Raw genomic sequence first — 12385 nt, 5'->3', positions numbered from 1 at the left:
GGTCGCTCCCCGTACAAAAATCTCGGTCCCCCGCTAGACGACTTCGGTGGTGGCCTCGGGACCGTCCTCACCAGAACCGGATATTCTTCTTGATCCCCTCCCGTTTCAGCTCCTGGATCTCCTCGGTGAGCGGGATGTCCTTCGGGCAGACCTGCGTGCAGGAGAACTGGGTCTGACAGCGCCAGACGCCGTCCTCCTCGGCGATGCGGTCGATTCGGTGCTCGGACACGCCCTCCGACTCCCGGTCGTCCATCGCGAACCGGTAGGCCACGTTGATCGCTGCCGGGCCGACGTAGTTGTCGCCTTGGCCGTAGATGCTACAGGAGGACATACAGGAGGCACACCAGATACACCGCGTGGACTTCTTGATCTTCTCGCGGTTCTGCCGGCTCTGGCGTCGCTCCTGCAGGCCCCCCGGCGGTTCATCGTCGGGTTTGAGGTAGGGGTCCATCGACCGCATCTCCTCGTAGAAGTCGTCGAGGTCGACCACGAGGTCCTTCATCACGTCGTAGTAGGGGAGCGGTTCGACCCGGATCGGCAGGTCCAGATTCCCCACCTGCGTCTGACAGCCCAGGCACTGTTCGCCGTTGATCAGGAAGGCGTCGGACCCGCAGATGGCCTGGCGACAGGAGTGGCGGAAGGTCAGCGAGGAGTCGAAGTGATCGCGGGCGTAGATCAGCGCGTCCAGTACCGTCAGTCCCTGGGTGTACGGGACGTGGAACGTGTCGAAGCGCGGCTCCTCCTTCCCCGCGACTTCCGGGTCGTACCGGAACACCCTCAGTTCGACCGTGTCCTCGGCCCGCTCGATCTCCTCGCGTGCCTGGGCCTCCAGGTCGCGCTCGCGGGCCCGCTTGCGCTTGGCGTCGAGGCGGCGCTCCTGTGGCGTTCGCGGCTCGGTCTCGGCCGCCTCGGCGTCGGCCGACCCCTCGTCCGGCCGCTCCCGCGTCTCGGTTTCGGAACTCATGGGTGGGCAGTCGGTCGCCGACAGTTGCCGACGGCCGGGCCTAAGCCCTGGGCCGGCGAGTGCAGGGGTCTCAGGGCCGGGTCAGTCCCAGAACGACTGGGTGCGCGCGTACTGCCGTTCCTGGCTCAGGATGTCCCGGTAGAACTCGTCTTCGTCCTCGCGGAGTTTGCCGATGATCCGGGCGGCGTTGTGCGGACCGACGCCGCGGGCCGCCAGCGCGATCACCGCCTGTTTGCCGTGGCTCTGCACGAGGTTCGCGGCCTTGTAGGCCCGTTGGGTCTGTTTCTCCTGCTCCTCGTCCTTCTCGGCCTGCTTGACCGACGACACCACCTCGTCGGCCCAGGGGTTCAGCGCGGCGATGCGTGTCGACCCGCACTGAGGACATTCGGGCTGGTCCGAGACCCGGGAGACCTGCCGCTTGGTCTCCCAGTCCTGACAGTGCAGGCAGAAGAGGAGGACGCGGTCGTTCTGAATGCGCTCGCGCACGGTCTGAATGACGCTGGCGTCGGCGTTCTCCGGCGAGAGCAACTCCTGGCCCGACGAGCGCCCACCGAGACCGACCGGGGTGCGCTGGGAGACGGTCGCGATCTCGATCTCGCCGGACTGGATCGCGGCGAGCACGTCGGCGGCCCCCTCGACGGCGAGTTCCTCGTGGAGCAACTCACGCAGCGCCTCGTCGTAGACCGGCGTGTCCTCCAGGGCCTCGAGCAGGCGGCGCTTGCCGAACCCGCCGCTTGCGCCCCGCTGATAGTTCTTCAGCGCGCCGAACTTCGTCGCGACCTGTGCGAGTTTGAACTTCAGCGCGTCGGCGTTCTTCAGGGAGAGTTCGACGATCCCCGCGACGTGTTCGGGGTCGGTCTCCCGGAGCGTCTCCAGCACGTCGTTGACCGTGATCCCGCTGGGCACTTCGAGTTCGATCCGGTACGGGTCGATCTCCATGCCGACCGAGGAGCCGGTGCGCTGGCCCAGTAGCGCAGACAGGACCCGCCCGAGTGTCTCGTTGATCGTGTGCCCGAAGTGGGCGTTCAGGACGACCTCCCGCCCGTGGGACTCCACGAGGATCCGGTCGCCCGACGGGATCGGCGCGTCGTGGCGTTCCAGCTGGTCGAGGGCTTCGCCGATGGTGTACTCGTCGGCGGGGTACCGCCGCGAGAGGTCGCGGGCGACGGCGTCCGTGCCGACTGCGCCGTCGACCCGGGGGCCGTCGTCAGCCGGCCGCCCGCCGTTCAGTTGCCGCCCGCCCACCTCGCGGATCTCGCCGACCTCCCGGGCGACCGCACGGGGGACGGGAATCTCCTGTCCGACCCAGGAGGGGACCTCGCCGGCGGGGTCCTCGACGGGCGAGACGAGCACCTCCTCTTCCTCCTCGTCGACCTCCGTGATGCGCCACATCTCGCCGCCCTGGATGAAGATCTCGCCGGGCTGGGCGAAGTTGACGACGAACTTCTCGTCGAGAGTCCCGACCTGCCGGCCGCTGGCCACGTCGCTGACCGCGTAGGTGGCCTCGTCGGGGATCATCGAGAGGTTGTGGTAGAAGTACTGCCACGTCCCGCGACGCTTCTCCAGGCGGTCCTCGCGCTCTTCGAGCCAGACCACGCGGTTCTCGGCCAGCTCCCGGACGACCGACTTGAAGTCGGCCTCGTCGAGATTCCGGAAAGGGTACGCGCGAGTCACGACCTCGTAGGCTTCCATCGCAGAGATCTCGCCGAAGTCCATGACGAGGCCGGCGATCTGGTTGGCGACGGTGTCGAGACTGCCGTGGTGGATGTTCGCCGGCTCCACGTCGCCGGCCTGGCCCTGCCGGGCGATCGCCAGCGCCTCGAAGGTGTCGTCCGGTCGCGTCGTGATTACGGTGCCAGAGGAAATCTCGTCGCGACTGTGGCCCGCTCGCCCCACCCGCTGGAGGAGCCGTGAGACCTGCCGCGGGCTCCGGTACTGGACGACGTGGTCGATGCTGCCCACGTCGATCCCCAGTTCCATCGAGGAGGTACAGAGCAACCCCGACAGCTCGCCGGCTTTGAACCGGTCTTCGACCTCGATCCGGGCCTCCTTCGAGAGCGAGCCGTGGTGGACCTCGATGTCGGTCCCTAACTCTTTGAACCGCGAGCCCAGCGCCTCGGCGGTCTGGCGGGTGTTGACGAACACCAGTGTGGATTCGTGGGACTCGACGATCTCCGCGATCGCCCGGACGTGGCTGGCGACACTCGCGTCGGTCATCAACTCGCTCGCCAACTGCTCGTCGGCGTCGGTCACCTCGGGTTCCCGAACCGCGATGTCCAGTTCGCTCCCCACGTCGACCTCGACGATCTCGCAGCCGCGGTCACCGGTGAGGAACTTCCCGACCTCCGCTGGGTCGCCGACGGTGGCCGATAGCCCGATCCGCTGGAACGGTCCCGAAACTTCGCGCAACCGCTCCAGTCCGAGCGTCAACTGCGCGCCCCGTTTCGAGGCCGCGAGTTCGTGCACCTCGTCGACGACGACGTGATCCACGTCTTCCAGCGCGACCCGCAACTTCTCGCCGGTGAGCATCGCCTGCAGGGTCTCCGGCGTCGTCACCAGCACGTCCGGCGGGTTCTCGGCCTGTTTCTGTCGCTGGTAGTCCGTCGTGTCCCCGTGGCGCACGTCGACTCGGAGGTCCAGCGTCTCGCCCCACCACTCCAGTCGGTCGCGCATGTCGCGGTTGAGCGCCCGCAGCGGCGTCACGTACAGCGCGCCGATCCCGAAGTTTTCCGTTCCTTCTAGGGCATCGAACACCGGAAGCATCGCGGTCTCGGTCTTGCCAGTTCCGGTGGGCGCGACGATGAGGCCGTGCTCGCCCGCTACGAGCGGGGGGATCGCGCGGCGCTGTGGCTCCGTTGGTGTGGAAAAACCACGGTCGGAGAGCGCTGCGCGGACCGCCGACCCGAGTTCGGCGAAGGCCGCAGCCGACCCCGTTTCTGCCATCGACAGGCCTAGCGGAGCGAGCCGATTAAGCACACCGCTTTCCCCGGTCGCCGCCCCTGCGACCCCCTCACACGCGGCTGTACTCGCCCAGTCGCGTCCCGTCGAGGAGATACGCCTGTGCCCCCCGAAAGCCCTCGGGGAGGAACGGCGCGAGGAACTCCTGGCCGGCGACGTTCGTCCACGTCCCCCCCGTCAGATCGTTGAACGACGGGAAGACGACGAGTTCACCGTCGGCATTCAGGTCGGTGTCGTGGAACTCCGAAAACGGTGCTGGGTCGAGCGGGCCACGGAGCCAGGCGCGCTCGGCCCGCGCACCGCCGACCTCGTCTTCCAGTCGGATCATCGGGTGTTCGTGGCCCATACAGATCACCTCCGCGGCGAGCACGTCCGGCGAGGGCCACGTATGACCGTGGACCAGCCCCACCTCACCGAGGCGGACGCCGTGTCCCGGCGTGATCTCGACGCCGTCGCGTTCCGCCAGCAGATCGGCGAGATCGCCGTCGTGGTTGCCCTTGACGACCGTGACGGGTACGGCGAGGGCCTCGAGGAGCGTCTCGATCTCCTCGCGTTCCTCGCCGCCGGGGCCGCCGATGGCGTGTTTGAGGTCCCCGAGGACGATCAGTCGGTCCGCGTCCGTTCGGTCGAGCAGGTCCACGACCGACTCGCGGCGCTCGTCGGCGCGGCTCCGGAGTTCCACGCCGTCGTATCGCAGGCCGACTTCGAGGCCGGCGTGATAGTCGGCGATCAACAGGGCCCGCTCGTCCGGCAGGTCGGCGACGGCGGCGGGTTCGCCGGGCACCGGTTCGACCGCCATCAGATGGCCTTGAGCGTCGCCTCGTCGGGCTCGTAACAGCGCCCGTCCATCAGCGCGTCCTGCACGGCCTCCTCGACCGCGTCGGGGTCGGCTCCCGTCCGGTCGGTGACCTGCTCGATCACCGCCGCCCGGTCGGCCCCGTCGCCGTCGTCGAGATCGTTCATCGCGTCCATAACCGCATCTTCCAGGTCCACGTCCTCGGCGGGTTCGTCCGCGGACGCTTCGTCCGCCACAGATTCGGCGTCCGCCGGTTCCTCTGCCGCCTCGGAGTCAGCAGCCTCGGTCGGTTCGTCCGCCTCTGACTCGTCGGTCGCCGGTTCGGCGGGTTCGGCGTCGGTCGCCGGCTCGCCCTGCTCGATCTCTTCCGGATCGGCCGTCTCGATGTCGGCATCGCCGGGTTCGCCGACCTCAGTCCCGGTGGAGAAGTCCGTGCCGAACTCCTCCTCGATCTCCTCGCGTTCGTCCTCGTCGAGTTCGAACTCGCCGGGGTCGAAGTCCCCGACCTCGTCGTCTGCGCCGGCGTCGCCGGCTTCGGTGTCGCCGGTCGGCTCGAAGTCACCGATGTCGTCGTCGGCCGATCCGGTTTCCGGTTCCGGCTCGGTCTCGACGGGTTCGGTCGGTTCCGGCTCGCTCGCCGGCTCCTCGTCGGTTTCGACGCCGGGCGTCTCGGTCCCGGCGTCGCCGGAGACCGGTTCCGTTTCGGGTTCGTCGCTGGTCTCCGGTTCTGCCTCCGTGCTGGACGGTTCGGTGTCGACGGTAGTCGACTCCACGTCGTCGGATTCGATGCCGCCGGACTCGTCGCCCGTCGGCGCCGTCGTCTCGGGTTCGGCGGTCTCCGTGGATTCAGCGGTTTCAGTCGTCTCGGCCGTCTCCGCGGTCCCAGTGGCTCCAGCGGCCGAGATCTCCAGTCCGTCGAGATCGGCCACCGTGACGGACCCCTCGTCTCCGGGCGCGACGGTCAGGGAGTCGACCTCGTCGACGTCCCCGGCGACCACGCGGGCTGCGTCCAATGCGGTCTCCCGGAGCGCGTCCAGATACGTCGGCGTCGTCCCGTAGTGTTCCAGCGCGAGCGCGGTCCCGGCGGCCAGCCCCTCGTCGACACCCGACGCCACGAGGGTATCCCGGAGATCGTCGCCGCGTTCCTCACGGCCGAGCGCGCCAGCCATCGTCTCGACGCGGTCCAGCGTCCGTTCGGCCGTCGCGACGGTCCAGCGGTCGCGGGTCTCCGCGTCGACCTCGTTGATGCTCTCGGGTCGAACCGAGGTGTAGACGGTGTCCGAATCGTCTGGCTGGAAGGTCCGGGCTTTCCCGGTTAGCGCGACGAAGGTCGGCGGCTCGGCCCGATCGAGGAAGGCCATCTCGTCGGGCTGGTACTGCCCGGCGTAGGCCACGAACGCGCCCGTCGGGTCGACGATGCGGGCGCGCAGCACGTCCTCGTTGACCTGTTCGACCTCCGTCAGGACGCCGACGACGAACAGCCGGTTGACGCGCGCGCCACTGGGTGTGACCACGTAGTTCGGGGCGCGCTCCTCGTCGCTCTCCGAGTAGGAGAAGTCGGCGTCGTCGTACTCGGCGGCGAACATCCGATAGGCGACCTCGCGGCGGCCCGCGCCGCCCTGGTCGCCGTCGTCATCGCTCGAACTCATCCGTCCACCTCCGCGAGCAGGTCACGCGCACGCTCGGCGGGGTCGTCCCCGCTCCGAGCGAACGCGGTCGCGTCGAGGTTCGCGCCGTACTCGTCGACGGACAGCGAGCCCCGGACCGCGTACTCGTGGCCGACGACGCTGTCGGCGATGGCCTCGGCGACCACCGACTGGTCCATCTCGTCGCGAGCGTGCTCTTTGGCGTCGTCGAGACCGCCGCCGTACACCTCGGCGGTCAACTCGGCGTCAAGCACCACAGTCACGGTGCCGGTGCCGTCGTCGAGGATGGCCTTGGTCCGCAGGTCGTCCTCGCCCTCGACCGCGCCGTGGCTCCGGCACTGGCCCTTCTGGATGACGCGACCGCAGTCGGGACAGCGCTCGATGAGGCCGGAGCCGTCACGGATCGAGATGACGTTGCCGACCAGTTCCACGTCGTAGGCCCCGCCGCGCTCGACGGCATGGCGGATCGGCAGCCGTTCGGGGTCGTCGCGGGCCTCGACGCCACCGGAGAGCGTCTCGGCGCGGGAGAACTCCGAGAGGTTGACGGAGGGGACGCCGCGGAACTCCCGGACGTAGACGTTTTCGAGGCGGAGGGAAGCACCCTCCTCCAGTTCCGGGCGGGGTTCCCAGTCGGTGAAGGGGAGTCGTGCGCTCTCGTCGGCCAGCGTTCCGCTGAGGATCTCGGTCTCGCCGTCGCGGCCGTCGATGGTCTTCGCCTCGCACTCGACGACCTGGACCTCGAGGTCGACACCGCGGTCGCCGGGCGAGAGGTCCGCGAGGTCGGCGTCGCCACCGATCGGATAGTCGACGGCGATGTCCTCCTCGACTCGCGAGAGGGTCGTGCTCTCACCGAGGTTCAACTCCGGTTTGCCCTCCCACTCGCGGACGCCGGCGTTGCCCATCTCGACGACTTCGCCGGCTTCGAGGCCGAAGTCCTCCCACGCGGTGTAGGAGATCTTCCCGGTCTCGTCGGCGAGTTCGCCCTCGAAGATGACGTGATCCTCGCCGCGGTAGTGGATCGGGCGCTTCCCCACGGTGAGCACGCGGGCCGTGACGGTGACGTTCGAGTCGTCGGGCGACACGTCGGCCACGTCGACGGCGCTGGGCGCGCCGGTCGAGCCCGTGGAGCCGTCGCCGTACTTCCGGCGGAGGCTCTGTTTGGCCTCGTCGACGGGCACGCTGTAGCTCACCAGGTTCTCAAGGTCGGATTTGACCTCCTCTTTGTCGACGCCGAGGTCGGAGGCGAGGTCCTCGGCATGGTCGTCTAACTCCATGCCCGCCCGTTCGGGAGGGTGGGATAAAAATCGTGTCGTGCCCGGCCGCGGGCGGGTATCCCGCCACCCGGTTTCGAGCGGCGACGTTCCCGCGTCGACCCGGCCGACCGTCAGGCTTGTGTCGGAGGTGTGTGAATGGAAACCAATGGCAGGAAGCGACGACGCCGGAACCGGCGAGGAACCGTACGAGACGGAACTGGCAGAAATCGCCCAGCAGGACGAGGCAACCATCGAGTTCTACGGTGGGAAGGGGGTCAGTGCGCTACCCATCGGCCTGTTCATCGTCTGGGCCATCGTCCAGAGCGGCCTGTTCGGCATCTCCGACACGACCGGGCTCGTGATCGGCATGCTCCTCGCGCTCATCACCGGGATGCTGTTCGTGAAGGGCGACTGGAAGGGGTACGCCAACACCATCTTCGAGGGGATGACCCAGCGGGTCGCGGCGACGGCCATCGTCGCGTGGCTGTGGGCCGGAATGTTCGCCTCGACGCTGCAGGCCGGCGGCTTCGTCGACGGCCTCGTCTGGGCCGCGAGCGCGCTGGACATCGGGGCCGCGCTGTTCCCGGCCGCGACCTTCGTCCTCGCCGCACTGCTGGCGACCGGCATCGGCACCGGCTACGGGACCGCCGTCGCGTTCACGACCCTCTTCTTCCCGGCCGGCGTCCTGCTGGGCGCGAGCCCGGTCCTCGTGTTCGGCGCGATCCTCTCGGGTGCAGTGTTCGGCGACAACCTCGCACCCGTCAGCGACACGACCATCGTCAGCGCCGTGACCCAGGAGGCCGACATCGGCGGCGTCGTCGCCTCCCGGTTCAAGTACGCCATCGTCCCGGCGATCGTCGCCTTCGCCGCCTACGTCGTCGCCGGCAACCTCATGGAGGGCATCCAGGTCGCCGGGCAAGCCCGCGAGATCTTCGTCGAGAGCGCAAACCCCGCCGGACTCCTCCATCTGGTCTCGATGGGCGTCGTGATCGCCACCGCCGTCCGGGGCCGCCACATCGTCGAGGCCATCTCCTGGGGCCTGATCGTCGCGATCGCGTTCAATCTCGTGTTCGATCTCGCCGGCCCGGCCGACATGCTCCTCTTTCGCGCGCCGGCCCGCTCGGGCGTGGCGGAGGCGGCCTCGTGGCTCCCGATCGTCGAGGTCGCGGGCTCGGGCGAGTCGCCGGGCGTCGCGGGCAGCCTCTACAGCGGTGCCGAGGGTTTCTTCCCGCTGATCGTCCTGACCCTGCTGATCGTCGCCGGCGCGCGCATCATGATCCGTGGCGGTGGCTTCGCCGCGCTCCAGGAGTGGCTGCTCTCGAAAGTCGCCACGACCGTCACCCGCGCCGAGACGACGATGGTGCTCGGGACGGCCGCCGTCAACGCGATGATCACGATCAACACCGCTGCGGAGATCGCCATCGCCCCCTACGTCTCGACCATCGGCCGGCGGTTCAACCTCAACGGCTACCGTCGGGCGAACATCCTCGACGCCAACACCTCCGCGCTGGGCTACATCTTCCCGTGGGCCGGCGGGGTGCTGGTCGGCGTCGCCGCGATGCAGGGCCTCCCAGAGGAGTACGCCTGGTTCGAGCCGAGCATGATGGTCAACCCCGTCGCCGTCGTGCCCTACGTGTTCCACGGCTGGCTGCTGGTGGCGACCTTCCTGATCGCCGCCTGGACTGGCTTCGGGCGTGAATACGTCTCCGACCGCGAATCAGGGGAGGTGGAGCGCGCATGAGCCTCCGCGAGAAGTACCTCGCCGGCTGGCGGTTCCGGACGCGAGCCCCCGTCTTCGAGCCGGGGGAGGAACTCCTCGCCTACGTCACCGACGCCGACGGCGGAACGAGCGTCGTCCGGATCGGCGACTCCGTCCTCGAACTCGACGACGACGTGCCGGCCGACGCGAAGGTCCGCATCCGCGTCACCGACTTCGACGCCGAGACCCATCGCGGCGAGGCGGAACTGCTGGACGTGGTCGGGACCGCGACGTTCTGAGCGGTCGCACCTGCAGGGCCACCGCATCGCACTCCCGGCGTTCCGTAAGGGAATTGTCGACGCCACCGGAACGGTGGGGTATGCACGTGGTCGTCAACGCCGCGATGAGTGCCGACGGCAAGCTCTCCTCGCGGGAGCGGACGCAGATCGAGATCAGCGGACCCGACGACTTCGACCGGGTCGACCAGTTGCGGGCCGACAGCGACGCGGTCATGGTCGGCGTCGGCACGGTCCTGGCCGACGACCCGTCGCTGACCGTCGACAGCGCCGACCGACGACGGGCACGGGGGGAGCGCGGCGACCCGGCGAACCCCGCCCGCGTCGTGGCCGACTCCCGCGTCCGGACACCACCGGACGCCACGGTGCTCGACGGTGCCGCCCACACCTATCTCCTCGTGAGCCGGGCCGCACCGACGGACTTCGTCGAACAGATGGAGGAGGCCGGCGCGACCGTCCTCGCGACGGGTGAGGACCGCGTGAACCTGACGACCGCGCTCGGCAAACTGGAGGGCGAGGGGATCGACCAGCTGATGGTCGAGGGTGGCGGCGAACTCATCTTCTCGCTGGTCGAGGAGGGACTCGTCGACGAACTCTCCGTGTTCGTCGGCCCGAAAGTGATCGGCGGCCGGGACGCCCCCACGCTGGCCGACGGCGACGGCTTCACCGAGGCGTTCCCCGAACTGGAACTCCGGTCGGTCGAGCGACTGGATGCGGGCGCGCTGCTGGAGTGGGACGTAGTCTGAAAACGCGGAAATCTACTGGTCGGCTCGCCGCTCAGTGGTCGTGGCCGGTCATGTCGGCGAAGGTCTGACCGAACCGCTCCTCGAAGAGATCCATCGTCACGTCTTCGGCGGCCTGTACGTCTTCGCCGGGTTCGCCCTGCGCGTGGTGGATCGCGCCGTGGATGCGCTGGGCCATGCCGATCATCGCGATGTCGCCGACGATCTCGGGGTCGGTCTCATCGCTCTCCCGGAGCATGTCGAGCAGTCCCGTCGGGACTTCGAGTTCGTCGCTGGTGCCGTCCTCGGTCTCGATCGTCAGCGTCGCAGTGTCTGCCATGGCCCTGCTTCGGGGACCCGACTAAAGGGTCTGTTGGGTCCGGGAGGGCGGATCGTACCGAGAACGACCACCGCTGCGCCATCAGTCGGCGTCCCGCGCCGTCAGCGTCAGCTCCAGGTCCGCGCCACAGCTGTTGCACTCGCCCGCTCGGATCACGTCCTTCAGCAGCATGTCCTTGAAACAACAGGGACAGGAGATGCCGGTCAGCGGGCCCGGCATGAACTCGAACGTGTTGTTCCGCGTGACAGTGAACTCCTGTTCCCGCGGCGCGACACCGTCGTCCGTTCCGGCTGGCTCCGAAGACATGCTAATCGGTACCACACCACACCTTGTAAATCTTCGTCAGACATCGGGGACTGCAGTGGAACGAGGAGTCAGTCGGCCGCGGCGACGGCCTCGGCCAGCAGGGTCGCACCGAGGTCGATCTCCCGCTCGGTCACGTCCAGCGGCGGGAGGAGTCGCAGGGTCTTCCGGCCGCAGCCGAGCGTGAGCAGACCGCGGCCGAAGGCCGCGTCCATCACCTCGTCGCGTCGCGCCTTCGTGTCGAACTCGACGGCCAGCATCAGTCCCTTCCCACGAACGTCGGTCATGGCCGGTCCGGCCTCGAACGTTTCCCGGAACTGCCGACCGCGTTCGACGGCGTTGTCCATCAGGTTCTGCTCGTGGATCACGTCGATCGTGATCGCGCCCTGCGCGCAGGCCAGCAGGTCGCCAGCGCCCCACGTCGAGGAGAGGCGACTCTCCTCGTCGGGGAACACGTCCTCGCTGGCGATCGTGGCACCGACCCGGAGCGCCTTGCCCGCCGCGATCACGTCGGGGTCGAACGGGTAGTGGTCCGCCGCCCAGAACTCCCCCGTTCGACCGATCCCCGACTGGATCTCGTCGGCCACGAGCAGGAGATCGTGTTCGTCGACCACCGCCGCCAGTTCCGCCGCGAAGGCGTCGCTGGGGAACCGGTAGCCGCCCTCGCCCTGTACCGGTTCGACGATGACGTACGCGACCTCGTCGGGATTCACGAACCCTCCCGGCCCCAGCATCCGCCGGAGGCGGGACCCGTCCTCGAGGAAGAAGCCACACCCACAGGTCTCTGGGTCGCAAGTCCGGTCGGAACAGAAGGGCACGTCGTGGACGGTGGCGATTTCGGGGAACCGCCGGCGGTACACCTCCTTCGAGCGGTTGAGCGAGAGCGCCCCCAGCGTCCGGCCGTGGAAGGCCCCCTCGAACGTGATCGCGTACTTCCCGGCGGTGTGGTCGTAGCTGATCTTGATCGCGTTCTCGACGGCCTCCGCGCCGCTGTTCGAGAGGAAGACGGTGTCCATACCGTAGTGGTCGGTCACGTCGACGAGGCGGTCCATCAGGTCGGCAGGGCCGGGAATCGGTGCCTCGCCGACCGGGCCGCTGGCGGCGTAGAAGTCCTGCCCGGCGATCTTCGTGGGGTCGGTCGGGTCGAACTCGGCGAGGCGCTCCCGCAGGGTCGGATTGTCGTAGCCCAGCGGGGCCGCCCCGACGTGGCCGGTGAAGTCCATGAGCACGTTCCCGTCCACGTCCGTGCAGAACGGTCCCGCCGCGGGTGCCGTGTGATCCCAGACGAACTCGTAAACGTAGGTGCTCGGCGCGGCCGTCTCGTGGTGGTAGGCGACCTGCTCCCGGGCCCGCTCGCCCGGCAACTCCTCGACCTCGGGCTCGACACTGTCCCGGTCCATGCTAACAA

11 protein-coding genes are annotated in these 12385 nt (G+C 68.6%); 3 read left to right on the top strand and 8 right to left on the bottom strand.

Annotated elements, in window-relative coordinates; genetic code table 11:
- Positions 1-67 precede the first annotated feature (67 nt).
- From BV210_RS15830 to BV210_RS15810, 5 genes are all read right to left on the bottom strand, one after another.
- Positions 68-964: a succinate dehydrogenase/fumarate reductase iron-sulfur subunit gene (locus tag BV210_RS15830; protein WP_077207582.1), complete on the bottom strand. Its 897-nt coding sequence runs from the start codon at positions 962-964 to the stop codon at positions 68-70.
- An 81-nt stretch (positions 965-1045) separates the two neighbouring features.
- Complete coding sequence (locus BV210_RS15825; RefSeq protein WP_077207581.1) at positions 1046-3907, bottom strand: DEAD/DEAH box helicase; 2862 nt, start codon at positions 3905-3907, stop codon at positions 1046-1048.
- Positions 3908-3974: 67 nt separating this feature from the next.
- Positions 3975-4721 (bottom strand): metallophosphoesterase, encoded by a 747-nt coding sequence (locus tag BV210_RS15820; RefSeq protein WP_077207580.1) that lies wholly within the window; start codon positions 4719-4721, stop codon positions 3975-3977.
- Entirely contained in the window at positions 4721-6367 is a 1647-nt protein-coding gene (locus BV210_RS15815) for a hypothetical protein (protein WP_077207579.1), read from the bottom strand. Before BV210_RS15815 ends, BV210_RS15820 begins: the two co-directional genes overlap by 1 nt.
- Positions 6364-7638, bottom strand: coding sequence for a Single-stranded DNA binding protein (locus BV210_RS15810; RefSeq protein WP_077207578.1), 1275 nt, complete (start codon positions 7636-7638; stop codon positions 6364-6366). Before BV210_RS15810 ends, BV210_RS15815 begins: the two co-directional genes overlap by 4 nt.
- Before the next feature lie 145 nt (positions 7639-7783).
- Between BV210_RS15810 and BV210_RS15805 the strand changes: the two genes are divergently transcribed.
- The 3 genes from BV210_RS15805 to BV210_RS15795 all read left to right on the top strand — a co-directional run bounded on the left by BV210_RS15805 (position 7784) and on the right by BV210_RS15795 (position 10358).
- Entirely contained in the window at positions 7784-9358 is a 1575-nt protein-coding gene (locus BV210_RS15805; RefSeq protein WP_077207577.1) for a Na+/H+ antiporter NhaC family protein, read from the top strand.
- Positions 9355-9615: a hypothetical protein gene (locus BV210_RS15800; protein ID WP_077207576.1), complete on the top strand. Its 261-nt coding sequence runs from the start codon at positions 9355-9357 to the stop codon at positions 9613-9615. The genes BV210_RS15805 and BV210_RS15800 overlap by 4 nt, the downstream gene beginning before the upstream one ends.
- Positions 9616-9695: 80 nt before the next feature.
- The gene (locus BV210_RS15795; protein ID WP_077207575.1) at positions 9696-10358 is read left to right on the top strand and encodes a 2,5-diamino-6-(ribosylamino)-4(3H)-pyrimidinone 5'-phosphate reductase; all 663 of its coding nucleotides are present in this window, start codon (positions 9696-9698) and stop codon (positions 10356-10358) included.
- Between the two features lie 31 nt (positions 10359-10389).
- On the opposite strand, the gene BV210_RS15790 is transcribed toward BV210_RS15795, so the two are convergent.
- The 3 genes from BV210_RS15790 to BV210_RS15780 all read right to left on the bottom strand — a co-directional run bounded on the left by BV210_RS15790 (position 10390) and on the right by BV210_RS15780 (position 12377).
- Positions 10390-10674: a hypothetical protein gene (locus tag BV210_RS15790; RefSeq protein ID WP_077207574.1), complete on the bottom strand. Its 285-nt coding sequence runs from the start codon at positions 10672-10674 to the stop codon at positions 10390-10392.
- Between the two features lie 81 nt (positions 10675-10755).
- Positions 10756-10980, bottom strand: a complete 225-nt coding sequence (locus tag BV210_RS15785) for a hypothetical protein (RefSeq protein WP_077207573.1) — start codon at positions 10978-10980, stop codon at positions 10756-10758.
- 68 nt (positions 10981-11048) lie between these two features.
- Positions 11049-12377, bottom strand: a complete 1329-nt coding sequence (locus BV210_RS15780; RefSeq protein WP_077207572.1) for an aminotransferase class III-fold pyridoxal phosphate-dependent enzyme — start codon at positions 12375-12377, stop codon at positions 11049-11051.
- Between the last annotated feature and the right edge of the window lie 8 nt (positions 12378-12385).

Origin of the sequence: Halorientalis sp. IM1011, from assembly GCF_001989615.1 — an archaeon.
Taxonomy (GTDB): domain Archaea; phylum Halobacteriota; class Halobacteria; order Halobacteriales; family Haloarculaceae; genus Halorientalis.
This window is presented reverse-complemented; position numbering and strand designations above follow the sequence as displayed.

What these genes read in the sequence shown, in the direction of transcription:
- BV210_RS15830 (WP_077207582.1), bottom strand. Translation starts at nt 964, where the DNA reads ATGAGTTCCGAAACCGAGACGCGGGAGCGGCCGGACGAGGGGTCGGCC.
- BV210_RS15825 (WP_077207581.1), bottom strand. Translation starts at nt 3,907, where the DNA reads ATGGCAGAAACGGGGTCGGCTGCGGCCTTCGCCGAACTCGGGTCGGCG.
- BV210_RS15820 (WP_077207580.1), bottom strand. Translation starts at nt 4,721, where the DNA reads ATGGCGGTCGAACCGGTGCCCGGCGAACCCGCCGCCGTCGCCGACCTG.
- BV210_RS15815 (WP_077207579.1), bottom strand. Translation starts at nt 6,367, where the DNA reads ATGAGTTCGAGCGATGACGACGGCGACCAGGGCGGCGCGGGCCGCCGC.
- BV210_RS15810 (WP_077207578.1), bottom strand. Translation starts at nt 7,638, where the DNA reads ATGGAGTTAGACGACCATGCCGAGGACCTCGCCTCCGACCTCGGCGTC.
- BV210_RS15805 (WP_077207577.1), top strand. Translation starts at nt 7,784, where the DNA reads ATGGCAGGAAGCGACGACGCCGGAACCGGCGAGGAACCGTACGAGACG.
- BV210_RS15800 (WP_077207576.1), top strand. Translation starts at nt 9,355, where the DNA reads ATGAGCCTCCGCGAGAAGTACCTCGCCGGCTGGCGGTTCCGGACGCGA.
- BV210_RS15795 (WP_077207575.1), top strand. Translation starts at nt 9,696, where the DNA reads ATGCACGTGGTCGTCAACGCCGCGATGAGTGCCGACGGCAAGCTCTCC.
- BV210_RS15790 (WP_077207574.1), bottom strand. Translation starts at nt 10,674, where the DNA reads ATGGCAGACACTGCGACGCTGACGATCGAGACCGAGGACGGCACCAGC.
- BV210_RS15785 (WP_077207573.1), bottom strand. Translation starts at nt 10,980, where the DNA reads ATGTCTTCGGAGCCAGCCGGAACGGACGACGGTGTCGCGCCGCGGGAA.
- BV210_RS15780 (WP_077207572.1), bottom strand. Translation starts at nt 12,377, where the DNA reads ATGGACCGGGACAGTGTCGAGCCCGAGGTCGAGGAGTTGCCGGGCGAG.